The sequence below is a fragment of the Thalassobaculum sp. genome (assembly GCF_040219215.1).
In the GTDB taxonomy this organism is placed as follows: Bacteria; Pseudomonadota; Alphaproteobacteria; order Thalassobaculales; family Thalassobaculaceae; genus Thalassobaculum_A.
Genome location: NZ_JAVJSX010000024.1, coordinates 114,885 through 139,411, shown reverse-complemented (window position 1 = coordinate 139,411; position 24,527 = coordinate 114,885). Strand labels below are relative to the sequence as shown.

The window sequence follows — 24,527 nt, the reverse complement described above, 5'->3', positions numbered from 1 at the left end:
CGATGGACGATTCGGGACCGTCCTTGCTGGCCGACATCGGCGGCACCCACACCCGCTTTGCACTCTCGGCCGGTGTCGGTCAGCTCCAGTCGATCGAGATCGTGCGCACCGGCGATTTCGACGGCGTCGAGCAGGCAATCGCCGACTACCTGAAGCACGCCGACCCGTCCCGCCCGCCGCGTGGCGCGGTGCTGGCGGTGGCTGGTCCGGTGATCGCGAACCGGTCCCGGTTGACCAACGCCGACTGGGACATCGACGGGGCGGCCGTTGCCGGGGCCTTCGCACTGGAAAAGGTGCGGCTGGTCAATGATTTCGCAGCAGTCGCGCGCTGCCTGCCGCTGCTCGACGACGATGCCCTTACGGCTGTCGGGGGGTGGGCGCCCGATCCACGCGGCGCGATGGTGGCGATCGGTCCCGGCACCGGGCTCGGCGTGGCCGGGCTCGTACCGCACGGCACCGACGGCTGGCTGGCGGTACCGGGCGAGGGCGGGCACGTCACCCTGCCGGCGATGAGCGATGCCGAGGGCGCGGTGCTGGCGGTGCTGCGCCGACGGGTGGATCACGTGTCGGCCGAACGGGTCCTGTCCGGAATCGGGCTGCCGGCGCTGGATGCGGCGGTCGCGATCGTCGAGGGCGAACCGCCGAGAGCCGACCGCGAGCCGGAGGCAGTGCTGGCGGCGGCCCATGCCGGTGAGGCGCGGGCGCGCCGGGCGGTCGGCATGTTCATCGACCTGCTGGCAACGGTAGCGGGAGACCTCGCGCTGACCTTCGGAGCCACTGGCGGGGTCTACCTGGCCGGCGGCATGCCGCACTACCTCGGCGACCTGTTCGATCAGGACCGGTTCCGTGCCCGCTTCGAGGCGAAAGGCCGGTCCAGCGTCTACCTGCGCCGCATCCCGACCGCCATCGTCAGCCATCCGCAACCGGGCCTGCTCGGCCTCAGCGCCCTGGCGGTCGAGTAACCCTGCGCCGGACCGTCAGTCGACCAGGGCCTGATAGACCAGGTTGCGCAACTCGCGGCGCATCGGCCAGGACGACGACGGTACCAGCTGGGTGACCATGACCACCGAGATCTCCTCGGTGCGGTCGATCCAGAAGCCGGTGCTGGCAACCCCGCCCCAAGCGAACTCGCCGACACTGCCCAACACCTGCGCGCGCGCCGGGTCCAGCAGGATCGACCCGCCCAGGCCGAACCCGATGCCGACCATCGGCATCTCCGAGAATGTAGCGGCGCCCATCGACGCGATGTCGCCCGGCAGGTGGTTCATCATCATCAGGTCGACGGTCTTTCGACCGAGCAGCCGGGCGCCGTCAAACTCGCCGCCCCGGCGCAGCATTTCCAGGAACCGCAGGTAGTCGGGGATGGTCGAGACCAGCCCGCCGCCGCCGGAATGCATGACCGGCATGTCGAAGAACCGGGCGTCGGCAGCATCGGAGATCCGCTTCATCCCGCCGGCCTCGGTCTTCTCGTAGCAGGCGGTCGCGCGCGCGGCCTTGTCATGGGGAATTCCGAAGGCGGTGTCGACCATGCCGAGCGGGCCGAGGATCCAGTCCTGGAACACCTCGGCCAGCGGCTTGCCGGCGGCCACCTCGACCACCCTGCCGAGCACGTCGGTCGCGACCGAGTAGGTCCACTTGGTTCCGGGCTGGAAGCACAGCGGCACCGACGCCGCCTTGCGTGCCATGTCGGCCAGGTTGTCCCGACTGCGGCCGAAATCGACACCGGCCTTGCGGTAAGCCTCGCCGATCGGCCCGGAGTCGAACCGGCCGTAGGTCAGCCCCGAGGTGTGGGTCATCAACTGCCGCACTGTGACCGGGCTGTTCTGCTTCTCGGTCACCATGTCGCCGTACGGGCCCGAAACGTAGACCGGGGTGTCGGCGAACTCCGGAATGTACTTGGCCACTGGGTCGTCCAACTGGATCAGCGCCCGCTCCAGAAGCATCATCGCCGCCACCGTGGTAATCGGCTTGGTCATGGAGTAGTAGCGCGCGATGTGGTCGACCGCAGGGGTGGGTGCGCCATTGTCCGGGTCGCCGCTGCCGCAGGCGTCGAGGTAGGCGATTTCGCCATAGCGGGCGACCAGGGCGGTGAGGTACGGCACCTTGCCGTCGTCGACGTAGCGCCGCATCCAGGTCGCGATCCGCGCCAGCCGGTCCGGCGCGAAGCCGAGCGCCGCCGGATCGGCAGTGCGGTCGGCGAACGGAGCAAGCGAGGAATGGGCGGCGAGGGACGTCATGGCGGAACCCTGGGCGAGTGGACAAGACAACGGCGCTAACTCCTAGCGCGGATCGGCTGCCGGGGCGAGTGCGGGTCGGGCGAGGGTGACGTGCGGCCCGGAGGATGATGCGGGCGTCCTTAAGCCAATCTTCATGATGTTCGATCGAAACTCGCTTGCGAAGCCCAGCACAGGGGCTTTCATATCGACATCAATCCACCACGACAGGAACGTGCGATGACTCCGGCAAAGCTGATTCTCGGTGCCTTGGGACTGGCTTCCTCAATGGCAGTGGCGGTGCCTGCCCAGGCGATCGTCTACTGCACCCATGTCGGCGTGCCGGCCGGCTGCACGGTGCGCCATGGGGTCGTGCTGCGGCCTGCGCCACACGTTGCCGCCCCGGTTGTGGCGGCGCCCCACGTTGGCGTTCCAGCCGCTGCGGTCGTCCCGGGCGTTGGTGCACCTGGTGTCGGGGTGGCTCCAGGTGTCGGGGTGGCTCCAGGTGTCGGCACGCCGGCGAACCGCGGCGGTCCGGTCAACCGGGTTGGGCGCCGCTGACCCTCAGCGACCAGGCGTCCAATCTACGCGGTGTCCTTCGCCACCAGGGCCTTGTACAGGCCCTGGATCCGCTTCGTCGTCGGTCCTGGCCTGCCGTCGCCGATGGTCCGGCCGTCGATCTCGACCACCGGGGTCTGGCCGCCGAAGGTCCCGGTGACGAACGACTCGTCGGCGCCGTAGGTGTCGACCAGTGAGAAGTTTCGCTCAAACACAGCGATCTCCTCGTCCCGGCAGACGTCGATCACCTTCTGGCGGGTGATGCCGTTCATGCAGTAGTCGCCGGTCGAGGTCCACACCGCGCCCTTGCGTACGATGAAGAAGTTGCAGGAGTTGGTGGTGTTGACGAAGCCGTGCGGGTCGAGCATCAGCGCTTCGTCGGCACCGGCCTTCAGCGCATGGATGCCGGCCAGGATGCAGTTCAGCTTGGAGTGCGAGTTCAGCTTCGGGTCCTGCGTGATCGGTAGACCGCGGACGATCGGCACCGTATGCAGACGCAGGCCTCGTTCGGCCGTGCCGGCGCTGGGTGCCGAATGTTCCAGGATGATCACGACCGTCGGTCCGCACCTGGACAACCGCGGGTCCTGGAACGGCTTCGCCTTCACCCCGCGGGTTACCATCAGCCGGGCATGGGCGTTGTCGCGCATTCCGTTGGCGGCGGCGGTGGCGTCCAGCGCCGCCAGCACCTCGGCTCGGGTCATCGCGATGTCCAGGTCGATTGCCTTGGCCGCCTCGAACAGCCGGTCCAGGTGGTCGTCGACGAACGCCCACTTGCCGTTGTACAGGCGCAACCCCTCCCAGACGCCGTCGCCGAGCATGAATCCGGCGTCATAGACCGACACCGTCGCCAAGCTGCGGTGCACGATCCTGCCGTTCACATAGAGCTGCAGGTCGTCGTTGCGCGGGTCAGCCTCGGCGTCGTGGGTCGACGGGCTGTTCGGCGTGGTCGGCATGGCGGGCCTCGGGTTGCGGGGTGTGATCGGCAACCCTAGCCGAACGTCGCAGCCTCAGCGAACCAGGACGTTGCGGAACTGCCAGGGATCGGAGCTGTCCATGTCCTCCGGGAACAGGCCCGGCCGGTCGGTCAGCGGGGTCCAGTCGGTGTAGTAGCCCTTTACCGGACCAAGATAGGGACGCTGCACCTCCAGGCATCGCGTGAAGTCCATCTCGTCGGCTTCGACGATACCGGCCTCGCGGTTCTCCAGGGCCCACACCATGCCGGCGAGAACGGCGGAGGTGACCTGAAGCCCGGTGGCATTCTGCTGCGGGGCCAACTCGCGGGCCTCCTCGATGGAGAGCTGCGAGCCGTACCAGTAGGCGTTCTTTGAGTGGCCGTAGAGCAGAACGCCCAGTTCATCGATACCGTCGACGATCTCGTCCTCCTCCAGCACATGGAGCGTCGGCTGGTGCTTGCCGGCCTTGCCGAACAGCTCGTGCAGCGACAGGACCGCGTCGTTGCAGGGGTGATAGGCGTAATGGCAAGTCGGCCGGTACTCCGGCGCGTCAGCGGCACCAAGGGTGAAATAGTCGGCGATCGAGATTGATTCGTTATGCGTGACGAGGAAGCCGTACTGCGCTCCCGGGGTCGGACACCAGGTCCGGACCCGGGTGTTGGCGCCAGGCTGCAGCAGGTAGATCGCCGACTGGCAGCCGGTCTCGTGCCGACGGGCGTTCTCCGGCATCCAGCGCTCGTGGGTCCCGAAGCCGAGCTCGGACGGTTGGAAGCCCTCAGACAGGAAGCCCTCGACCGACCAGGTGTTCCAGAACACGTCCATCGGCTTCGGCAGCTTGGCGCGCTGGGTGTCGCGCTCGGCAATGTGGACCCCCTTCACACCCAGGGACTGCATCAGTCGGCCCCAGCCGTCGCGGTCGGTCGGTACTGCGGTATCGGCGCCGGTGTCGCGGGCGATATCGAGCAGTGCCTGCTTCACGAACCACGACACCATGCCGGGGTTGGCGCCGCAGCACGAGACCGCGGTGGTGCCGCCGGGATTCGACAGCTTCTCGGTGCGCACGGTCTCGCGCAGTGCATAGTTCGAACGGTCCGCCGGACCGGCGTTCTCGTCGAAGTAGAAGCCGAGCCACGGCTCGACCACCGTGTCGATGTACAGGACACCCAGCTCGCGACACAGCTTGATGAGGTCGAGCGAAGAGGTATCGACCGACAGGTTCACGCAGAAGCCCTGGCCGGCACCGGCGGTCAGCAACGGGGTCAGCAGTTCGCGGTAATTGTCGCGAGTGACCGCCTGATGCACGAAACGGATGCCGCTGCTGTCCAGGATGCCCCGATCGGCGTCATTCGGGTCGATGACCACGAACCGCTCGCGGTCGAAGCTGAAATGCCGTTCGATCAGCGGCAGGGTACCCTTGCCGATCGAGCCGAAGCCGATCATCACGATCGGGCCGTCGATGGTTCCGTGCACGGGCCATTCGGTCGCGGACGAAGCGGTCATGGAAGATCTCCTGCGCGGCCGGCGCTCCTGCAGCGCCGTGGCTTCGTGTGATTGCGGGACATCGGTCGACGGTCGGGTCTCCCCGGCATCATCGAAGCGCCGTCAATGATACGCCTTGGCGCTCAACGCAAGCGTTTCGACGACGACCGATCGGTCAGGCGTCGATCAGTTGGAACCGATCGACGTCAACCAGTCCCTTGTCGGTGATCTTCAGGTGCGGGATCACCGGCAGCGGCAGGAAGGCGACCTGCAGGAACGGCTCGGCCAGCGTGGTGCCGAGCGCCCTTGCCGCCTGGCGCAGCGGGATCAGGGCGTCGCGCACGTCCTCGTGGCCCATCAGGCTCATCAACCCGGCAACCGGCAGGGCGATTTCGGCCATCACCTTGCCGTTGACGGCGACTACGAAACCGCCTTCGATCTCGCCCAGTCGGTTGACCGCCACCGCCATGTCGGAGTCGTCGGCACCGACAACACAGATGTTGTGGCTGTCGTGTCCGACCGTCGAGGCGATGGCGCCTCGCTTCAGCCCGAAGCCGTTCACGAACCCGATTCCGATATTGCCGTTGACGCCGTGACGTTCGACCACCGCGACCTTGATCACGTCCTGCCCGGTGTCGACACGCCGGGTGCCGTCGCGGTAGGGCAGGGCGAAGGTCCGGTATTCGGTAATGATCTTGCCCGGGACGACACCGATCACCGGTGTCGACGGGCCCGAGCCGCGGGCGGCGAAGTCCATCGCTGCGACCGGGCGCGCCTTGACGCTGTGCCGACCGACCACTTTTACCGCCTTGCGGGTGGCGAACAGCGTGTCGTCGACCAGCCGGCCGGCGGAGATCACGCTTGAGACCCGGCAGTCGTCCAGATCATCCAGGATCGCCAGATCGGCCCGCCAGCCCGGAGCCACCAGGCCGCGGTCGGACAGACCGAAAGCGCGGGCTCCGGAGATGCTTGCCGCGCGGTAGACGGCCAGCGGCGCGACGCCGGCGGCAACAGCGGTGCGGATCATGTAGTCGAGATGGCCCTCCTCGGCGATGTCCAGCGGGTTGCGGTCGTCGGTGCACAGCGCGATGAACGGTGAATGGCGCTCGGTGATGATCGAGATCAGCGCGTGCAGGTCCTTGGAGACCGAGCCTTCGCGGATCAGAACGTGCATGCCCTTGCGCAGCTTTTCCAGCGCTTCGTCGGCGGTGGTGATCTCATGGTCGGTACGAATTCCGGCGGCCAGATAGCCGTTCAGGTCGAGGCCGCGCAGCAGCGGTGCGTGTCCATCGATGTGCCGTTCCGAGAAGGCCTCGAGCTTGGCGAGACAGAGGGGGTCCTTAGCCAGGACGCCGGGGAAGTTCATGAACTCTGCAAGGCCGATGACCTTGGCGTGGTCCATGTACGGTGTCAGATCACTCGCCTCCAGCCGTGCGCCGGAGGTCTCCAGGTGGGTCGCGGGCACACAGCTGGACAACTGCACCCGGACGTCCATTACCGTTTCCTGTGCCGACTCCAGGAAATAGCGGACCCCGTCGATACCCAGCACGTTGGAGATCTCGTGCGGGTCGCAGATCACTGTAGTGACGCCATGACCGAGCACGCAGCGGTCGAACGCGTGTGGGGTCAGCAGCGACGATTCGATATGCAGATGCGTATCGATAAACCCCGGTACGATCGTCTTGCCACGTGCGTCGATCTCTCGGATGCCGCGATAGTCGCCGCCGGTTCCGACGATCCGGTCACCGCAGATCGCGACGTCGGTGACAAACAAGTCACCGGTTACCAGATCGAAGACCCGACCGCCCTTGAGGACCAGTTCGGCGGCGGCGACTCCGCGCCCCTGGTCGATCGCCCGTGCAAGTTCGGCGACGGTTCTCGCGACCATTTTCGTTTGTCCTCAAGGTCGTAGTCGTTCCACTGACAATGCAGTGCTGGTTGGCATTCTATCCGCCTGTGTCCCACGGGCCAAATGGTGGGGTATTGCGTGATGGACTTCGATAGTTCCGGCCCCGCAGGGCGGCTGACTCAGGTATGCGCCCGTTATTCCACGAAGAATTTGCCTGCGGTGTTTCGTCGCTCCTTTGATCCAGCAGTCTCGGTGCGGTTGATTGAGTCGCGATATCTCGCGGAACGGATGAACACATGATGCCAGTGGTCATCAATTCTTTCGCTGTCTATGCGTCATACATGCAGATTTGTACTGTGGAGTATTGAAAGTTTCTTGACAGTTGAAGGTCGACGGCCAATTTTGACCCATGGGGGTCGAATGACACCGTAAACTTAGGACATGGAAATGACCGACGAAACGTCACGAGAGAATATGGGGTCTTCCGACCTTTTGCGCATGACAACCGAGGTGGTTGCCGCGTACCTGGGGAATAACAGCGTGTCGGCGGCGCAGATTTCCGAAGTGATCGGTACTGTGCACGACGCGCTTCGCAACTTGTCGTCCGGTGGCGGTGAGCCTGAGGCCGAGCCGTTGAAGCCGGCGGTGCCGATCAAGAAGTCGATCACGCCGGACTACATTGTCTGCCTGGAAGACGGCAAGCAGTTGAAGATGCTGAAGCGGCACCTGCGGACCACCTATGATCTGACACCCGAGGAGTACCGCGCGAAGTGGGGTCTGCCGGCCAACTATCCGATGGTTGCGCCGAACTATGCCAAGCAGCGCTCGGAGTTCGCCAAGAAGATCGGCCTTGGCCGGGTCTCGGCCAAGCCGGCCGGTCGTCGCAAGAAGTCTGCCTGAGACCACGATCGATTTTGCAGTCCTAGAGGGGCGCCCGCGGCTCAGGCGCGGCGCCCCTTGTCGGACTGGCTCCGCTTGGTCGAAGGGGGATGGCCGCCAGGACACGCGCAGTGTCACTGACCCATCCGAACAGATTGTTCTCACCGTAGATCATCTGGATGGCCGCGTTGTGCAGTTCAGGCGTCGTGGCAGCACAGGCGTCCTCGACGGTCAGGCATCTCAGCCCGCGGTCCACCGCCTCGCGCAGGGTGGACGAGACGCAGCATTGCGTCGTCACGCCAAACAGGATCAATCGGTCAATTCCGCGGTCGTTCAGGGTCTGCTCCAGATCGGTCCTGTAGAAGCTGCCGAAGCCGGGCTTGTCGACGATGAGTTCGCCGGCCGCGGGACGGCATTCGGCGATGTGCGCATGTCCGGCTTCACTGCGAATCAGGAACCGGCCAAGCGGTCCGGATCGTCCGGCGACACCACGCTCCCGCTTCATCGCGTGCATGTCGCTGAGGTCCGGGGCGTATCCTTCCCGAGTGTGAATCACAGGGATGCCCGCGGAGCGCGCCGCGTTGATCAGGGCGACGGCGTTCGGAATGATCGCACGCATGATGGTGATGTCATCGCCCTGGGAACCGATGAAGCCATCGGCATCGAGAAAGTCACGCTGCAGGTCGATCGCCAGCAACGCTGTCGTTTGCGGAATGATCTCAAAGGTAAGTCCGGCGTTGCAGGAAACGGCTGGCATTTGATTGCTCGGTCGACGGAGGAATGGAGTCTGCCCGCCAACGTGCGGCAGACCATATCTGGATGCCTCATCCTCCCGCAGGAGCGACGGGCTGCCAAGTCTGGTTGGCTGGATGACTTCCGGCTCTGCCGCTTTATTTGCCCGGCTCCGGCCTTTTCGAATCGGTTGGTACGTCGTACATGATCGGCATGATCCGCCCGCCACATACCTTGTCCGTCGCACCGATGATGGATTGGACCGACCGGCATTGCCGGGCGTTCCACCGCCATCTGACGCGGCATGCCCTGCTGTACACCGAGATGGTGACGGCCGACGCCGTGCGTTTCGGGGATCGTGGTCGCGTGATCGGGTTCTCAACCGACGAGCACCCGGTGGCGCTGCAACTTGGCGGTTCCGAACCGTCGGCGATGGCCGAGGCCGCGCGGATTGCCGAAGACTTCGGCTACGACGAGGTCAACATCAACGTTGGCTGCCCATCCGACCGCGTGCAGTCGGGCCGTTTCGGTGCGTGCCTGATGCGCGAGCCGGCGCTGGTCGGGCGTATGGTCGAAGCGATGCGGGCTGCGGTATCGATTCCGGTCACCGTGAAATGCCGGATCGGCGTGGACGACCAGGATCCGGGTCCAGCGCTTGACGCTTTGACCGCGGCGGTCGCGACGGCGGGATGCCGCACCCTGATCGTTCACGCCCGCAAGGCGTGGCTGCAGGGGCTGTCGCCGAAGGAAAACCGAGACGTCCCACCGCTCGACTATGACCGAGTGGACGCCCTGAAGGCAGCGAACCCGGGTATGACGATCGTGCTCAACGGCGGCTTGCTCTGCCTCAACGCGGTGCAGGCGGCGTTGGCGCGCGGCCTGGACGGCGGAATGGTCGGTCGGGCTGCCTACCAGACGCCATGGGTGCTGGCCGACGTCGACTGGCAGATCTTCGCTGCGCCGCCGACGGATATCGACCGTCACGCGGTGGTTGAGGCGATGGCGGAGTATGCCGGGCGTGCCCGTCGCGATCTTGGGACGCCGGTAAAGTCGGTCGCCCGCCACATGCTTGGCCTGTTTCAGGGATTGCCAGGTGCGCGCGCCTGGCGCCGGTACCTGTCGGAGACCATGCCGAATCCGGACGCTGGGCCGGACATCCTGATCGAGGCGGCCAAGCGAGTGGCCCCGGAACGCCGCGCTGCGGCCTGAGAGGAAACAACTGTGTCGGGTACGCGTGCACTGACCGAATACGGGCCGCTGGTTCTGTTCTTCGTCAGCAACATGGCCTTCGGGATCATGCCGGCAACCGTGGTGCTGGTCGTCGCCACGGTTCTGGCGGTGGCCTGGGCGATGCTGCGCGAGCGGCGGGTTCCTTGGCTGCCGGTGTTTGGTGCGGTCCTGGTCTCGATCTTTGGCGGCCTGACCTTGTTCTTCGACGATACGTTCTTCCTGAAGATCAAGCCGACGGTGGCGAGCCTGCTGTCGGCGGCAGCCCTCGGTATCGGTCTGTTGTTCGGCCGGAGCCTGCTGAAAATGGCGCTCGGTTCGATGCTGGACCTGGATGACCGCGGCTGGCGTAACCTGACGCTGTACTGGATGGGCATCTTCGTCGTGATGGCCGTCGCCAACGAGATCGCGTGGCGCTCCCTTTCGACCGATGGCTGGGTGACCTTCAAGGCGTTCGGTCTGACCGGTATCGCGATTGTTGCGTCGCTGGGCGCCGCACCGTTGATGCGCCGGGTGCGCGGCGGCAGCTGAGCGGCACAGACGGCGGAGGTCAGGTGGTCCGGTCGGTTGGGAGCGGGGCGATGCGGGCGAGCACCGCGGTCGCCGCTAGGCCGATCAGGCCGAGAACTCCCATCGCGTGGTAGGCGTCCATGCCGATCCGCTGGTAGAGAACGCCGGCGAACGGCATTGACAGGCCCATCAGCACGCCGGTTACCAGCGCGTAGTACAGCGCCTGGGCAGTGGCCTCCAGGCCGGGCGGCGCGTTGTCCTGCAGGTAGCGCATGGCACCCAGATGGGCGGCGCCAAAGGTAAGGGCGTGCAGCAACTGCAGTACCGCTGCCATCGCCACCGTGTCGGCGATCGCCGTCAGCGGCCACCGCACCACCGCACCGACGCCGGCCGCCGCCAGCAGGAACGTGGCGCTGCCGAAACGGCCGAGCCGGGCGGCCAGCCAGAACAGCACGATCTCGGCGACCACCCCGAGGGTCCACAGCAGGCCGATGACGGTGTCGTCGAACCCGATCCGCCGCCACGCGATGGTGCCGAACCCGTAGAATACGCTGTGACTGGCCTGGGCGGCGCCGGCCGCAATGACGAAAATCAGGAAACGCCGATCAAGAGCGAGCCGGGCGGCGGCGGACCAGGACCAGGGGCGCCGGGTTTCGACGCGCCGCTTCGGCAAGGCGATGCCGGCGACGATCAGGCCGACCAGCGTCACCAGCACCAGGGGAAGGATCACCGGGGCCTGGAAATGGTCGATCGCCCAGCCGCCGAGTGCCGCCATCGCCATGAACGAGACCGACCCCCAGATCCGGATGCGGCCGTAGTCGAGCTTGCGCGCCTTGATCTCGGCGAGCGCCAGCGCCTCGCCGAGTGGCATGATCGACTGGAAGGTGATGCCGACCAGGGCGGCCAGCGCAAGGTAGTGCCAGGGCGTATCGGCCAGCCCGAAGCCGGCGAAAACCACGAACGATGCTGCCGCCAGCGCGATGGTCAGCCCGCGCAGCGCGCCGGTCGCATCGGCGACCGCCGCCATGCCAGGGTGCGCCACCAGCTTGATCCAGAAGCCAACGGACAACACAGCGCCAATGGTCACCGGGTCCAGGCCCCGGGACTCCAGCCAGGCCGGCCAATATGGCAGCAGGAATCCGGTCACCGCGAAGTAGGCCGTGTAGAACAACGCCAAACGGATCGCGCTGGGGTCCAGGCCCGCCGGGAATACAGTCATGACCGTGCCGTCCTCTTTCGCTGGCCGACCGGGCCGAGCGCTCGCACACTGGCCGAGTCGGCGGCGGTGCGCATCAGGGAAGTGACAGCGAAATGACGGAACGGGTGTTCGATGCCTCGCTGTACCGCTACGACCGGGTCGAGCCGTCCTATTGGGAGGCGACGGCGGAGCGGCCGACGGTGCCCTCGCTGGTTCAGGACGAGGCTGCCGATGTGGCGGTCATCGGTGGCGGCTACACCGGGTTGTCGACCGCCCTGCACTTGGCGCGCGATCACGGCATCGAGGCGGTGGTTCTGGATGCGGGCGTGCCGGCCTGGGGGGCGTCCGGTCGCAACGGCGGGCTGGTCTGTATCCCGCCGGCCAAGGCGTCGATCCCGGAGATGGTCCGACGCTGGGGCCGGGACGAGACGGCGGCGTTCTATCGCTGGGCGATTGCCGGGTGCGACCTCGCTCGCACACTGCCGGCTGACGAAGGGTTCGACGTTTGCGCCCAGGGAGATGGCAATCTGGAGGTGGCCGATCATCCGAGCCGTCTGGCCGGCCTGGTGGAGGAGGCGGGCCATCTGACAGCGCTGACCGGTGTGCCGACACGGATCCTCGACCGCGCGGCGTTCGCGGAAGTCGGGCACGGCGGGACCGAGCAGTTCGGCGGGGTGCATGTCGGCGTCGGCTTTGCTCTGCACCCTATGGCCTACGCCTTGGGTCTCCTGGGCGCGGCGCGCCGACGTGGTGTGCGTGTTTACGCGCACAGCCCGGTCGTGCGCTGGGACCGGGACGGCAGCGATCATCGTCTCGTTGCCGCGAACGGAGCATCGGTGCGGGCGCGTCGCGTCGTGGTCGCCGCCAACGGCTGGACGCCGGACGGGCTGCATCGGGGCCTGGATGCGCGGGTCCTGCCGGCGATCTCCAACATCCTGGTCACCCGTCCGCTTGGCGATGCGGAACTGGCGGCCGAATCCTGGAACACCGAGACGGCGATCGTGAACGCCCGCACCCTGCTGTTCTACTACCGTCTGCTGCCTGACCGGCGACTGCTGTTCGGCGCGCGCGGCGACACGGCGGGAACCACGGCGGCCGCGGACCGGATGCAGGCGTGGATGCACCGCCGGCTTGGCGAACTGTTCCCCAGTTGGGCCGGCATCGAGGTCGACTACCGCTGGCGCGGGCTGGTGGCGATGACCCGCAAGCGCGCACCGTCGATCGGCGCGGTGAACGATGACCCAAGCGTCCACTATGCGTTCGGATATCACGCTGCCGGCGTGGCGGCGGCGCCGATGGCCGGCAAGACGGTGGCGGACGCGATCGCGCTTGGTTCGGCTGCGGCCCCGGTCCCCGCCGTGCTGCGCGGTTTGCCGGCGCGGTTCCCGATGGCGGCGATGCGTCGTCTGGCGCTGGCGGGAGCCTATCTATGGTATGGTACACGGGACCGGCTGCAGGAACTGCGCCATACCGGTGCCGATTGAGCGGAGGACGCGGCCATGGCTGCGCGACAGGCGGTGGACGGGCACAAGACGGACAGGCGCGACCGGCGGTTCGAGGTGATCGTCGCGTTGTTGTTCGTTCTCATGCTGGCGGGCGGCGTGGCGCTGTTTCCGTTCAGCGTCGCCGCCAACAAGCTTTCCGGACTGTGGATCACGCTGTGCGCGTCGATCGGCTTGAGCTGACGGCTGTCAGGACACGGTGCGCCGGGTGCCTGGACGCGACGTGCCGACGCTGCGCGCCAGCAGCAGCACAGGGATGATCCCTGACAGGACGATGGCCAAGGCGGCCGGGGCGCTGGCGGCCAAGCGCTCGTCCGAGGCGTACTGGTAGACGAAGGTTGCCAGTGTGTCGAAGTTGAACGGTCGCAACACCAGGGTCGCCGGCAACTCTTTCATCGTGTCGACGAACACCAGCAGCCCCCCGGTCAGCACGCTGCCGCGGATCATCGGCAGATGCAGGCGTCGCAATGTGGCGGACGGCGAGTGACCGAGGGTGCGGGCCGCCATCTCCATGCTCGGCGTCACCCGCCCGAGCCCGGCTTCGACCGAACCGAGGGAGACCGCCATGAAACGGACGGTGTAGGCGAAGAGCAGGGCGGCAATGGTGCCGCTTAGGATCAGGCCGCTTGACACGCCGACGGTCTGGCGCAGGAAGGCGTCGACCGCATTGTCGAAGGCTGCGAATGGAAGCAGCACGCCGATCGCCAGCACCGCGCCGGGGATTGCGTATCCGACCGACGCCAGGCGGATCGTCGCCTTGACCAGCCGGTTTGCGCCCTGCCGGGCGGCGTACGCCAGCAGCGTCGCCAGCGCGACCGCCAGGAGTGCGGCTGAGGCGGACAGCCCCAGGCTGTTCCGCGCATGACGGAAGAACGCGGCTGACCACTCGGCCGAAGGGCTGGTGAACGCATAGTCTGCCAGGATCGTGACCGGTATGACGAAACCGAGCACGATCGGCAGCGTGCAGGCGACGGTCGCAACCCAGGCCCGGCTGCCGCGCAGGGCGATGCCGTCGATCGGCCGCAGCTTCGACGAGGTATGGTGAAAGCGCTGGCGGGCGCGCGATCGCCGTTCCGCCCAGATCAGCAGCACGACGAAGCCCAGCATGACCAAAGCGATCTGTGCTGCTCCGCCGGCATTGCCCATGCGCAGCCAGACGTCGAACACACCGGCGGTCAGGGTGCGCACGGCGAAGAAGTCGACCGTGCCGAAGTCGTTCAGGCATTCCATCAGTGCCAGGGTCACGCCGACCGCGATCGCCGGGCGGGCCAACGGCAGCGCCACGTCCCGCAAGGCGCGCCATGTGCCGCGGCCCAGGGTACGGCTGACCTCCAGCACGCAGATCGACTGTTCGAGAAAGGTCGCCCGGGCCAGCGCGTACACATAGGGATACAGCACCAGTGTCAGCATCGCGATCGCCCCACCGAGCGAGCGGATCTCGGGAAACCAGTAGTCTCGCTTGGTACTCCAGCCGAAGACGTCGCGCAGGATGCCCTGAACCGGTCCGGCGAACTCCAGCAAGTCGGTGTAGACATAGGCGATCAGATAGCCCGGCATGGCGAGCGGCAGAAGCAACGCCCACTCGAACAGCCGCTTGCCGGGAAACCGGCACATCGCGACGAGCCAGGCGGTACCGGTCCCGATCACGAAGGTGCCGAGCCCGACTCCGGTCATCAGGATCAGTGTGGTCAGAACATAGCCGGGCAGAACGGTCGACGCGAGATGCGGCCAGATGTTCTCGGTCGGGAACATCGCCGTCCAGGTGATCGCCAGCACCGGCAAGGCGACCAGACCGGCAACGACGATCGCCGCAACATGCCAACGGCGGCGCCCGTTTCCAGGCACCGCCGCAACATCATCCAGGGTCGGTCCGGTGCCCCGAAAGGCGTCGGCCTCGACGGTCATCCGTCGTAGCCGACCCGATCGACCATCTTGACTGCTGCACTGCGCAGCTCTGCGATGGCCGTGAGCTGGGTGTCGTCCGGCGTAAAGCGGCCCCAGGACTCGAGCATCGGCGACCACTTCACCGTCGGGTTCACGGGGTACTCGTTGTTGGCTTCCGCGTAGATCTCCTGGGCCTGGTCGCTGGAGAGGAACTCGATGAGCTTCACCCCGTTGTCGCGGTTCGGCGCGGATCTGGTCAGCGCAACACCAGAGACGTTGACGTGCGTGCCCTTGGTCCCGCCGATGGTCGGGAACACGAGGTCGACGGCATCGGCCCAGGGCTTCTGCTCCGGATTGCTAAGCATGGCACCGTAGTAGTAGCTGTTGCCAATTGCGACGTCGCACTCACCCTGCTTCACCGCCTTGACCTGATCGCGGTCACCGCCCTTCGGCTTGGTGGCGAGATTGGACTTAAGACCCTTCAGCCACTCCTCAGCCTTCGCCTCTCCGTGGTGGGCGATCATGGCGGCCAGTAGGGCGACGTTGTAGTCGTGCTTGCCGCTGCGGGTGCAGATTCGGTCCTTCCACTTCGGATCGGCCAGATCCTCGTAGGAGGTGATCTCGCCGGGTTTCACGCGTTCCTTCGAGGTGTAAATCAAGCGGGCGCGCTGGGTCAGCGCGAACCACCGGCCCTCGGGGTCCCGGAAGCTCGCAGGGATGTTGGCCTCCAGCGTCTTGCTCTTCACCGGTTGGATCACGCCGGCCTCGACCGCGTCGTTCAGCCGGCCGATGTCGACTGTCAGGATCACGTCGGCCGGGCTGTTGGCGCCCTCGGCCTTCATGCGCTCGACCACGCCTTCCTTGGCGAATACCACATTGGTCTTGATGCCGGTCTTCTCGGTGAAGGCCTTCAGCAGAGGCTCGATCAGGAACGGCTGGCGCAGCGAGTAGATGTTGACCTCTTCTGCGGCCGAAGCGACGCCGGTCCCGGTGGCCAGGGTGGCGGCGGCAACCGCGGCTCCAAACATGACGCCAGTCAGCGTGCGGATCATGATGCTGCCCTCAAATGAGAATGAATTTCATCAGCGCGTGTTGTTGCAAATGGATCTCATTCTGTCAATCGGGATTGGAACTGATTTTTCAGGCACACGGATTCGTCCGATTGTACCGGCAGATTGATCGACCCGTTGTCGGTCCGCGGGACCCGTCGTAGCGTTCCGGTTCCCGTACCGAGTCCGAGCGAGGCACGCATGGCCGACCCTTCCATCTTCGCCGAGGACTTCAAGACCGACCCGTATTGGTGGGATGCGGCGCCGCCGGACGACGAAGGCGACGCGCCGCCGCCGGATCGAGCCGACGTGGTCGTGGTCGGCAGCGGCTACACCGGGCTGTCGGCAGCGTTGGAACTGGCCCGCGGCGGCGTCGATGTGGTGGTACTGGAGGCGTTCCGATTCGGCGAGGGTGCCAGTACCCGCAGCGGCGGGATGGTCTCCGGCGGCGTCAACGTCGGGAAGGGTGGCGACGTCGAGAAGCTGTACGGCGCAGACCGCGTCGGCGCGATGATCGAGGAGGCCGCGGAATCCTACAGTCATTTCGAACAGATCATCGAGCGCGAGAACATCGACTGCCAGTACCGCCGCTGCGGACGGTTCGTCGGCGCCCACACGCCGACCGCCTACGCCGGAATGGCGGCCCGCGTCGAGACGCTGAACGCCCAGGCCGACGCCGGCGCCTCCCTGGTTCCAAAGGCGCGTCAGCGCGAGCAGTTGGGGTCCGACTTCTACCACGGTGGCATGATCGTGGAGCGCGCCGGTGGGGTGCACCCTTCGCTCTACCACCTGGGCCTGCGGCGGGCCTGCCGAGCCGCCGGCGTGAAGCTGTCGGCCCACACCAGGGTGGAGGGCGTGGAGGGAACCGCCGGCGACCTGACGGTGCGGACATCCCGCGGCGTGGTGCGTGCCCGCGAAGTCGTGCTCGGCACCAACGGATACACCGGCAAGGCGACGCCCTGGCACCAGCGGCGAGTGGTTCCGGTCGGCAGCTACATCATCGCGACGGAACCGCTTGGCGAGGAACGTGTGCGCGAATTGTTCCCCACCATGCGTGTGATCGCCGACACCAAGCGGGTGCTGTTCTACTTCCGACCGTCGCCGGATGGCACGCGGGTGGTGTTCGGCGGTCGGGCCAGCTTCCGTACCAAGTCGGCACTGGAGACCGCGCCGGTGCTCTACGACTACATGCTCGGCGTGTTTCCGGAATTGCGCGGGGTCAAGATCACCCACGGCTGGACCGGCAATGTCGCCTTTACGTTCGATCGCGTCCCGCACATGGGGGACAAGGACGGCGTGCACTATGCGCTCGGCTGCAACGGCAGCGGCGTGGTGATGATGAGCCATCTCGGCCACCGAACTGCCCTGAAGATCCTTGGCAAGACCAACCGGGCCAGCGCTTTCGATGGCCTGCCGTTCGAGACCCGGCCGCTCTACTACGGCCACCCGTGGTTCCTGCCGGCCGTTGGGGCCTGGTACAAGCTGCGCGACTGGGTCGATCGCCGGATGGTGTGACTAGAACAGCCCACCGAGCGGCGGCGCTGCGACATGGCGCTCGGCATAGCGGATGGCGGCCCACAGGAAGAATCCCCAAAGCGCGAGATTCACCAGGACCAGCGCCAGGAGTTGCACGACGAACGCTCCGATGTGACCTCGCCCGGCCCAGGACAGCCGATGATCGTTCGCCGCCACGCGCTTGGTGATGGGCGGACGGTAGCGTTCTCGGAACGGTGCCGGAAGGGGGTGCATGGGCCTAGCCGCCAGTGCCGCGCAGGCTTCGGACTTCCGGCGGGCCCGGATCGAACGGCGACACCAGGGTCCGCTGACGCCCTTCGGCCTGGGTGTACAACTCGTCACGCCGCTTGCCGAGTACGTCCGAGATGTAGGCCATGTCGCTTGACGTCATCTGGAATTCACGGTTCAGCATCTGCTGCCAGAGGTCGTGGATCGTCTCGATGGAATCCTGGCCCGGCTTGAGTGCCTTCGCATTCTTTTCGGTCTGCTTGATCCAATCCAGCGAGTCCTGGCGCACCGCTTTGGCGTCGTCGATCAGGCCTTTGAGGCGGCGTACGACGAGCGGCGCCGTCTCTTCGTCGAACGTCTTGCAGATCGGCCAGAGAGCCTTGAGGAACGCGTAGTCCTCGTCGGTGAACTCGAACAAGGGTTTGCCGAAATAGGTCAGTTCCAGGTTGCGGACCGATATCCCGCCTTCCAGGCGAGCCAGCCGGTTGATCGGCGCCTTGCCGCCGGGCAACCGCTTGCAGTCCTCCTGTCGCGGCTCGGGCGCTTTGCTGGCTGGGGACGGGGTGGGTAGGTCGGCGGGAGGAGGAAACGGTTCCTGCGCCATCACTGGCGCCGACAGGAACAACGAGACCGCACACACTGCGAGGCTGGACAACCGGAAACGAGACGCCATACCGTAAACTCCACCTAGCCCCTCCGCCGGTAAGCGACTCTAGCATGCCGGTCACCCCATTCGCACCCGCCAGGAGCGTCCCATGCCCGCCATCAGCATTCCTGAGTCTGCCCCGGTCGAGGCCTGGTCGGTCAGCAAGCCGGCGGTCACGGGCAAGCATGGCGTGGTGGCCTCACAGAACGTCGAAGCCAGCATGGTCGGCGCGTCGGTCCTGGAGGCCGGCGGCAACGCCGTCGACGCGGCAATCGCCACGGCGCTGGCGTTGTGCGTTGCCGAGCCCTGGATGAGCGGTCTCGGCGGCGGTGGCTTCGCGGTGGTGCATGAGGCCAAGACCGGCGCCACCAAGGTCGTCGACTTCGGGATGATCGCGCCGCGCGGCCTCGATCCGGCGACCTATCCGATCGACAGCGGGCGCACCGCTCCGGCTGATCTGTTTGCCTGGCCGGCGGTGCTGGAGGACCGCAACCTGCAGGGCCATCACTCGATCGCGGTGCCGGGTTCGTGCGCAGGCTACTCGACGCTGCTGGAAAACTTCGGGTCCTGGTCTTGGGCCGATGCGATCGGCCCAGCCGTGGCCATGGCGCGACGCGGGCACCGTCTGACGTGGTGGACCACGCTTCAGGTGGCCGCAGAGGCCGGGTGGCTCGGCCGCTACCCGGGGTCGAGTGCGGTTTGGTTGCCGAACGGCCTGGTTCCGTCAGCGCCGGACGGCCCGTCGACCTATCTCTCGACCGGCGCCTTGGCCGACACATTCGAACGCCTGCAGAAGGTCGGCCCGTCGGACTTCTATACCGGGGATATCGCCGGTCGGCTGGTCAAGGACCTGAACGCCGGCGGTTCGACGATCTCGGCCGAGGACCTGGCATCGTATCGGGCCCGGATCGTTGACCCCATCGTGCGGGAACGCGCGGGCCATACCTTGAACCTGGTGCCGGGATACTCGGCCGGTCCGACCTTCGCGGGCGCCCTTGAACGGCTCCCCAAGCGGTTCGGCGGTGCCAGGCCCGACGCCGACACCTACGCCGCCTACGCGCACGCGCTGATCGAGGCCTACAAGGTCCGGCTGGCGACCATGGGCCATGCCGGCGACGTCGGAGACCGCAGCTGCACCACCCATCTTTCAGCGGTCGACGCTGCCGGAAACATGGTGGTGATCACCACGACCTTGCTCTCGCGCTTCGGATCCCGGGTGGTGCTGCCGTCGACCGGCGTTCTGATGAACAACGGCATCAACTGGTTCGACCCACGCCCCGGCCGCCCGAACTCGCTCGCTGCCGGCGAAAAGCCGCTTTCGAACATGTGCCCGGTGCTGGCGACCAAGAGTGGAGTCGCGGCGTTCGGGCTTGGCGCGTCCGGTGGCCGCAAGATCATGCCGGCGATCTTCCAGCTCGCTTCGTTCATTGGCGAATTCGGAATGGATCTGTCCGCGGCTCTCGATCAGCCACGGATCGACGTCAGCCTGATCGACACCATCATTGCCGACGACCGGCTCGATGCCGCCTCGCTGAAGGCGCTGGCGGCGGTGACAGCCGTGCGCCCGGGCCAGGCCGTGTCGTTCCCGGCTCAGTGGGCGATTCCCAACGCGGTGGCGTTTGGACCGTCCGGCCCGTCGGGAGCTGCGCATCCGTTCGGTCCCCTGCCGGCGGCCGTGGCAGCGTAGACAGGCTCCGGGCGTCAGCCCACCCACTCGGCGTAGAGCAGCATCAGCAGGTGGTCGACCTCAGCGCCATCGTCGCTGAGTGGCAGCAGCAGCTTGTCCCACTTCACCGCACCGCTGGCCGGCGAGGCGATGGTGTCGTGGAACTCCACCGGGCCGCGGGTGCGCACGGCGGCGTCGTAGTGGCCGATGACGGCCCACAGCTGGGTGGGCGGCAGCGCGTGGTGCATCAGCTGGCCACTGAAGTCGCCGCCGTCGATCTCCGCGACGTTCTTGCCCACCTTCTTGAACCGGTAGACCAACTGGTCGTCGGATCGCTCGACCCCGTAGAGCACGAGGTTGTCGGTCCACGGCCGCAACTCCAGCTCATCGAAGAACCGGAAGGCAGGCAGGCTGCCGCGGCCTGGGCGTTTGGCGCTCCACAGGTCTCGCAGCTGACGGGTGTTCTCGATGGCGAAATCGACGGGGATGGCGGACGGACGGCGCGGCTTCGGCGCCGGAGCGTACCCCGATGGCGGTGGCGGGGCGTCGATTTGACGTGGCTTTTTAGCCATGCTCACGGGGTCTCCTGGAACGTGGCTCCAAAGCTCTCGGTCGTGTAGCGGAACACCCGCAGCGTATCGGACCAATGGTCCGCGGGAAGGCCGGCCTTGCGCTTCAACTGGGTTACGAAGGCGGCTGCCTTCGGTATGCCCGACCAGACGCTCGGCAGAAAGATGCCGCGCCGGTCGCCGTCCTGGAGGACCAGACCGTCGACGTCCGGGCGTACCTGACGCACGAGATCGGCTTCGTTCTCGAACGCGACCGGGTGCGGGACCGACAGGATGGACACCGAAACGTCCAGGCGATCCAGTTCTTCAACGGTCAGGGCCGGGAACCGGCGATCACCGAAGGCCGCCTTCCAGGCGTTGTCGGCGACATCGATGAGCAGCGGCCGGTGGGCCGCCATGCTGCCGATGCAGCCGCGCAGTCGACCGTCCAGCGTCAGTGTCACGAAGCTGGCGCGCCGGGCCGTGAGGGTCGGCGACAATCCGGCGCCGAGCTGGATTCTCGGAGGGCGCCCGTGCTCGATCCCGAACCGGACACCAAAGCGCGCCGCCTCGACCAGTCGTTGGCGGTCGGCGTCGGGAAGCCGGGCGGAGTAGGCGTATTCGAGGGCAAACGCTCCGTACCCCACGACACGTTCCGGGTTGCCGCGCGTATCGGCGGAGGTGCGCAGATCGAGGGCGGTCGCGCGCAGGTCGCGCCGACGAGCCTGATCCAGCACACCGGCCAGCGCCCGATGCCCGCAGGCGCCGTGTCCGTTGATCTTCTCGGAACGCAAGGCTTCGATCGAGCCGGCGGTCTCGGCATCGATCGCCTGCGCGGTCGCCTGATCGTGGAAGTGTGACAGGTCGGAGGAGACGACAATCAGAGTCTCTGGACCGCCCCAGAGGCGCTCGACCACCGCGGATACCAACGGCGCGGGGGCATCGCCCACCAGTAGCGGCACGATTGCGGCGTTCGGAAATACACGTTGAATGAACGGGGCGTGGACCTCCAGGCTGTGCTCCTCGACGAACGCCTCGTCCGTCACCGCCACGCCGGGCACCGACAGCGCAATTCGCAAAGCGTCCCAGTCGACCGGCAGGGTCCCGAGCGGAGTGGCCCAGCCATCGGCGCTGGTGGTGGCGATGCCCCTGAACGGAACGCGGTGCGCCGGCCCCAACAGGACAACACGGGTGATCTGCCCAGCCTTTGGCAGGAACGCCGCGTATGCCGTTCCCGCCACGGGCCCGGAGAACACCCAACCGGCGTGCGGGGCTACCATCACCTTCGCGTCGACGCCACCGGATGGGCGGGCGCCGCTCAGATAGCGCTCCAACAGGTCGATGCAGGCGTTGTCCCCGTGCGGGTAAAATCGGCCTGCAACCTGCGGGGCTCGGACCGTGGTGTTGGTGGCTGTGGTCATGGCGACCATTTGATTAACATACCGTCCCGACAGGGCCAACGCAGGAGCCGTCGATGTCGAGCGAGAATGTCGCGGAGATGCCTAGCCTGGCTGCGACCGCGCCGCCCGCGGTGCGGGGCAAGGGGCCGATCGTGCCGACCAAGCATTGGCGGATGCTGGATGACGGGCGCGTACAGTGCGAGATGTGCCCGCGCTATTGCCGGCTGAAGGAGGGGGCCCGTGGCCTCTGCTTCGTGCGGGCGCGCCAGGACGATGCGATTGTGCTGACGACCTACGGCCGTTCGGGCGGGTTCTGCATCGACCCGATCGAGAAGAAGCCCCTGAACCATTTCCTGCCGGGGACTCCGGTCCTGTCGTTCGGGACGGCGGGGTGCAATCTCGCCTGCAACTTCTGTCAGAACCACGACATCTCCAAGAGCCGGGAGATGGACCGGATGCAGGCTGAAGCCCAGCCCGAGACGATTGCCCAGGCAGCGCTGCGCCTCGGGTGCCGGTCGGTTGCCTTTACCTACAATGATCCGGTGATTTTTCACGAGTACAGCCAGGACATCGCGGCCGCCTGCCGGGAGGTCGGGGTCAGGACGGTTGCCGTGACAGCCGGTTACCTCACCGACCGGGCGCGGCCCGATTTCTTCCGTGGCATCGATGCGGCGAACGTCGACCTGAAGGCATTCACCGAGCGGTTCTATCGGGACGTCACCAAGAGCCAGCTCCAGCCGGTGCTCGACACGCTGGTCTATCTGGTGAAGGAGACCGATGTCTGGGTCGAGATCACCAATCTGGTGATTCCCGGCGAAAACGACAGCGAGGCGGAGATCGACGCCATGACCGCTTGGGTGGTCGAGAACCTCGGTCCCGACGTGCCGATGCATTTCTCAGCCTTCCATCCCGACTACCGCATGCTCGACAAGCAGCGAACACCGTTCGAGACATTGGCCATGGCGCGCCGGGTTGCGCGCCGCAACGGCGTGCGCCACGCTTACGCTGGCAACGTCCATGACCTTGGCCGGCAGTCCACCCACTGCCACGTTTGCGGCACCAGGGTAATCGGTCGGGACTGGTACGAACTGAGCGACTGGAACGTGACGGATCAGGGCTGCTGCGGCGGCTGCGGAACCCGGCTGGCAGGAGTGTTCGATGGCCGGCCAGGGACCTGGGGCCGGCAACGGCGTCCGGTCGATATCGCGGTCCCGATCGACAACCCGTTGTAGTGATGACCCGTTACTCTCCCAATGATGGCGATTTCCAATGTGTGAGCGGCGTTTGCTGCTCATCTTTACATTTCAAATGAGAAAAACTTCTTTGGTATCTGAAGTTAAAGAATTAACATCTCGTTAACCATTGCTGGAGAACAGCAGGGTCCGAATGCGGGGAGTTCGGGGTGATGCATGGTATGCACGAGATGGTTGGGAAAATACTATTTGTCGGCAAAGACAAAGTGGCGATGCAAGGAATTGCGCGTGACTTGAACGCGCAGTCTGGCCGCCCATCCGACTGGGTAGCCGGTGCGAGCGAGGCATTGGCCATTCTCGAGCGCACAACCCACGACTTCGCGCTGGTTGTCGCCGATACGCAACTGAATGACGGCAGTCCTTTCGATATCTTTCAGTTTGTTCGACGCAGTCCGCAATGCCCGTATCCCGGCCTGGCGCTTGGGTTGACCGGCGATTCGATAAGCGATGCAGACGTTCGACGCGCGACGTTTCTGGGCTGCCTGCATTTCCTGGACCGCCCTGTTCAATCGGACAGCGCGGCGGGCAATGTTCTGAATTGGCCACTCGATCGGACTGATTTCATCGTTTCCGGGTCCTACACCGGCCCGGACCGCCGGCGAGCGGCCCGCCAGCGAATGGTTGAGCGTCGAACGATCTCCGGCCCGGCCGAGCAGACCGTGGCGTCGACCAGCCTCGGCTTTGCCATCAAGCCATCGACCACGGTGTTCCGGTTTCGCCGCATGCCATCCGGCGACGGAGACCCCGCACTGGCGTTGCGCAACGGGCTGGCACGCGGGACCGTGGAGGCGGCGCGTGGTCATATCCGTCTGAAGCAGGAGCAGGCGCTGGCTATGCTCGGCCATACGCTGGGCCGGTTGCAGAGAACCCACGCCGACATGGTCAGAAATCCTGAGCCCGAGGGGATGGTCAAGCTGCATGCCTTAGCGCAGGAGGCTGGTGCCCTGACCGAGACCCGGGGGCTGCTGCTGGTGGGTGCGATTGCCCGGAGCCTGATCGAGCATTCTGGACGCTCGCTCTCGCCGACTCCAGCCGTACTCGACCTGCTGCGCCTGCATCTCGATGCGCTGAACGAAGCGCTGCTTGATGAGATTATTGACGACGGCGGTCCGATGGGTCGGCGGATCCTGGATGCTCTGCGGGGGGCGGGAGGAGCGTTGCCGGCAAGGGGCGCACGTTCCTACGGCGAATCCGCGGCGGCACAAGGGTAGGCGGCTTCGTTCAGGCCGGCTCCTCCA

Annotated in this window: 23 protein-coding genes; 11 read left to right on the top strand and 12 right to left on the bottom strand. The window is 66.3% G+C overall.

Going from position 1 to position 24,527, the window contains the following annotated elements; genetic code table 11:
* Positions 1–2 precede the first annotated feature (2 nt).
* Positions 3–962, top strand: coding sequence for a glucokinase (gene glk / locus RIC54_RS17815; protein WP_350089682.1), 960 nt, complete (start codon positions 3–5; stop codon positions 960–962).
* Between the two features lie 15 nt (positions 963–977).
* Here the strand turns inward: glk and RIC54_RS17810 are convergent, their stop codons facing one another.
* The gene (locus tag RIC54_RS17810; RefSeq protein WP_350089679.1) at positions 978–2,237 is read right to left on the bottom strand and encodes a serine hydrolase domain-containing protein; all 1,260 of its coding nucleotides are present in this window, start codon (positions 2,235–2,237) and stop codon (positions 978–980) included.
* A 216-nt stretch (positions 2,238–2,453) separates the two neighbouring features.
* Here RIC54_RS17810 and RIC54_RS17805 point away from each other — a divergent pair, with 216 nt between their 5' ends.
* Complete coding sequence (locus RIC54_RS17805; RefSeq protein WP_350089676.1) at positions 2,454–2,774, top strand: hypothetical protein; 321 nt, start codon at positions 2,454–2,456, stop codon at positions 2,772–2,774.
* A 23-nt stretch (positions 2,775–2,797) separates the two neighbouring features.
* Here the strand turns inward: RIC54_RS17805 and RIC54_RS17800 are convergent, their stop codons facing one another.
* From RIC54_RS17800 to ade, 3 genes are all read right to left on the bottom strand, one after another.
* Positions 2,798–3,724, bottom strand: a complete 927-nt coding sequence (locus tag RIC54_RS17800; RefSeq protein WP_350089672.1) for an aminotransferase class IV — start codon at positions 3,722–3,724, stop codon at positions 2,798–2,800.
* Between the two features lie 54 nt (positions 3,725–3,778).
* Complete coding sequence (locus RIC54_RS17795) at positions 3,779–5,224, bottom strand: homospermidine synthase (RefSeq protein WP_350089669.1); 1,446 nt, start codon at positions 5,222–5,224, stop codon at positions 3,779–3,781.
* A gap of 154 nt (positions 5,225–5,378) precedes the next feature.
* Positions 5,379–7,091, bottom strand: coding sequence for an adenine deaminase (gene ade / locus RIC54_RS17790; RefSeq protein ID WP_350089666.1), 1,713 nt, complete (start codon positions 7,089–7,091; stop codon positions 5,379–5,381).
* 408 nt (positions 7,092–7,499) lie between these two features.
* Between ade and RIC54_RS17785 the strand changes: the two genes are divergently transcribed.
* Positions 7,500–7,952, top strand: a complete 453-nt coding sequence (locus tag RIC54_RS17785; RefSeq protein WP_350089663.1) for a Ros/MucR family transcriptional regulator — start codon at positions 7,500–7,502, stop codon at positions 7,950–7,952.
* A gap of 22 nt (positions 7,953–7,974) precedes the next feature.
* Here RIC54_RS17785 and RIC54_RS17780 read toward each other — a convergent pair whose 3' ends face one another.
* Positions 7,975–8,688 (bottom strand): cysteine hydrolase family protein, encoded by a 714-nt coding sequence (locus tag RIC54_RS17780; protein ID WP_350089660.1) that lies wholly within the window; start codon positions 8,686–8,688, stop codon positions 7,975–7,977.
* Between the two features lie 179 nt (positions 8,689–8,867).
* Between RIC54_RS17780 and dusA the strand changes: the two genes are divergently transcribed.
* Both dusA and RIC54_RS17770 read left to right on the top strand, forming a co-directional pair.
* Complete coding sequence (dusA, locus tag RIC54_RS17775) at positions 8,868–9,872, top strand: tRNA dihydrouridine(20/20a) synthase DusA (protein WP_350089657.1); 1,005 nt, start codon at positions 8,868–8,870, stop codon at positions 9,870–9,872.
* A gap of 12 nt (positions 9,873–9,884) precedes the next feature.
* Entirely contained in the window at positions 9,885–10,421 is a 537-nt protein-coding gene (locus tag RIC54_RS17770) for an inner membrane-spanning protein YciB (protein ID WP_350089654.1), read from the top strand.
* A gap of 19 nt (positions 10,422–10,440) precedes the next feature.
* Here RIC54_RS17770 and RIC54_RS17765 read toward each other — a convergent pair whose 3' ends face one another.
* The gene (locus RIC54_RS17765) at positions 10,441–11,619 is read right to left on the bottom strand and encodes an MFS transporter (protein WP_350089651.1); all 1,179 of its coding nucleotides are present in this window, start codon (positions 11,617–11,619) and stop codon (positions 10,441–10,443) included.
* Between the two features lie 92 nt (positions 11,620–11,711).
* Here RIC54_RS17765 and RIC54_RS17760 point away from each other — a divergent pair, with 92 nt between their 5' ends.
* Together RIC54_RS17760 and RIC54_RS17755 are read left to right on the top strand one after the other, a co-directional pair.
* Positions 11,712–13,082, top strand: a complete 1,371-nt coding sequence (locus RIC54_RS17760) for an NAD(P)/FAD-dependent oxidoreductase (protein ID WP_350089648.1) — start codon at positions 11,712–11,714, stop codon at positions 13,080–13,082.
* A gap of 15 nt (positions 13,083–13,097) precedes the next feature.
* Positions 13,098–13,283, top strand: coding sequence for a hypothetical protein (locus tag RIC54_RS17755; RefSeq protein WP_350089645.1), 186 nt, complete (start codon positions 13,098–13,100; stop codon positions 13,281–13,283).
* A gap of 6 nt (positions 13,284–13,289) precedes the next feature.
* Here the strand turns inward: RIC54_RS17755 and RIC54_RS17750 are convergent, their stop codons facing one another.
* Entirely contained in the window at positions 13,290–15,005 is a 1,716-nt protein-coding gene (locus RIC54_RS17750) for an ABC transporter permease (protein ID WP_350089642.1), read from the bottom strand.
* Positions 15,002–16,036, bottom strand: a complete 1,035-nt coding sequence (locus tag RIC54_RS17745) for a Fe(3+) ABC transporter substrate-binding protein (RefSeq protein ID WP_350089639.1) — start codon at positions 16,034–16,036, stop codon at positions 15,002–15,004. Before RIC54_RS17745 ends, RIC54_RS17750 begins: the two co-directional genes overlap by 4 nt.
* 198 nt (positions 16,037–16,234) lie before the next feature.
* Here RIC54_RS17745 and RIC54_RS17740 point away from each other — a divergent pair, with 198 nt between their 5' ends.
* Positions 16,235–17,548, top strand: coding sequence for an NAD(P)/FAD-dependent oxidoreductase (locus RIC54_RS17740; protein WP_350089636.1), 1,314 nt, complete (start codon positions 16,235–16,237; stop codon positions 17,546–17,548).
* Here the strand turns inward: RIC54_RS17740 and RIC54_RS17735 are convergent, their stop codons facing one another.
* Complete coding sequence (locus tag RIC54_RS17735; RefSeq protein ID WP_350089633.1) at positions 17,549–17,782, bottom strand: hypothetical protein; 234 nt, start codon at positions 17,780–17,782, stop codon at positions 17,549–17,551.
* A gap of 4 nt (positions 17,783–17,786) precedes the next feature.
* The gene (locus RIC54_RS17730) at positions 17,787–18,380 is read right to left on the bottom strand and encodes a hypothetical protein (RefSeq protein WP_350151263.1); all 594 of its coding nucleotides are present in this window, start codon (positions 18,378–18,380) and stop codon (positions 17,787–17,789) included.
* Positions 18,381–18,531: 151 nt separating this feature from the next.
* Between RIC54_RS17730 and RIC54_RS17725 the strand changes: the two genes are divergently transcribed.
* The gene (locus RIC54_RS17725; RefSeq protein WP_350089627.1) at positions 18,532–20,109 is read left to right on the top strand and encodes a gamma-glutamyltransferase; all 1,578 of its coding nucleotides are present in this window, start codon (positions 18,532–18,534) and stop codon (positions 20,107–20,109) included.
* A gap of 14 nt (positions 20,110–20,123) precedes the next feature.
* Here the strand turns inward: RIC54_RS17725 and RIC54_RS17720 are convergent, their stop codons facing one another.
* Together RIC54_RS17720 and amrB are read right to left on the bottom strand one after the other, a co-directional pair.
* Positions 20,124–20,660 (bottom strand): PAS domain-containing protein, encoded by a 537-nt coding sequence (locus tag RIC54_RS17720; protein ID WP_350089624.1) that lies wholly within the window; start codon positions 20,658–20,660, stop codon positions 20,124–20,126.
* 2 nt (positions 20,661–20,662) lie between these two features.
* Complete coding sequence (gene amrB, locus RIC54_RS17715) at positions 20,663–22,057, bottom strand: AmmeMemoRadiSam system protein B (protein WP_350089621.1); 1,395 nt, start codon at positions 22,055–22,057, stop codon at positions 20,663–20,665.
* 53 nt (positions 22,058–22,110) lie between these two features.
* On the opposite strand from amrB, the gene amrS reads away from it, so the two are divergent.
* On the top strand, positions 22,111–23,268 hold the full coding sequence (gene amrS, locus RIC54_RS17710) for an AmmeMemoRadiSam system radical SAM enzyme (RefSeq protein ID WP_350089618.1): 1,158 nt from the start codon (positions 22,111–22,113) through the stop codon (positions 23,266–23,268).
* A 173-nt stretch (positions 23,269–23,441) separates the two neighbouring features.
* Positions 23,442–24,500 (top strand): hypothetical protein, encoded by a 1,059-nt coding sequence (locus tag RIC54_RS17705; protein WP_350089615.1) that lies wholly within the window; start codon positions 23,442–23,444, stop codon positions 24,498–24,500.
* The last annotated feature ends 27 nt before the right edge of the window (positions 24,501–24,527 follow it).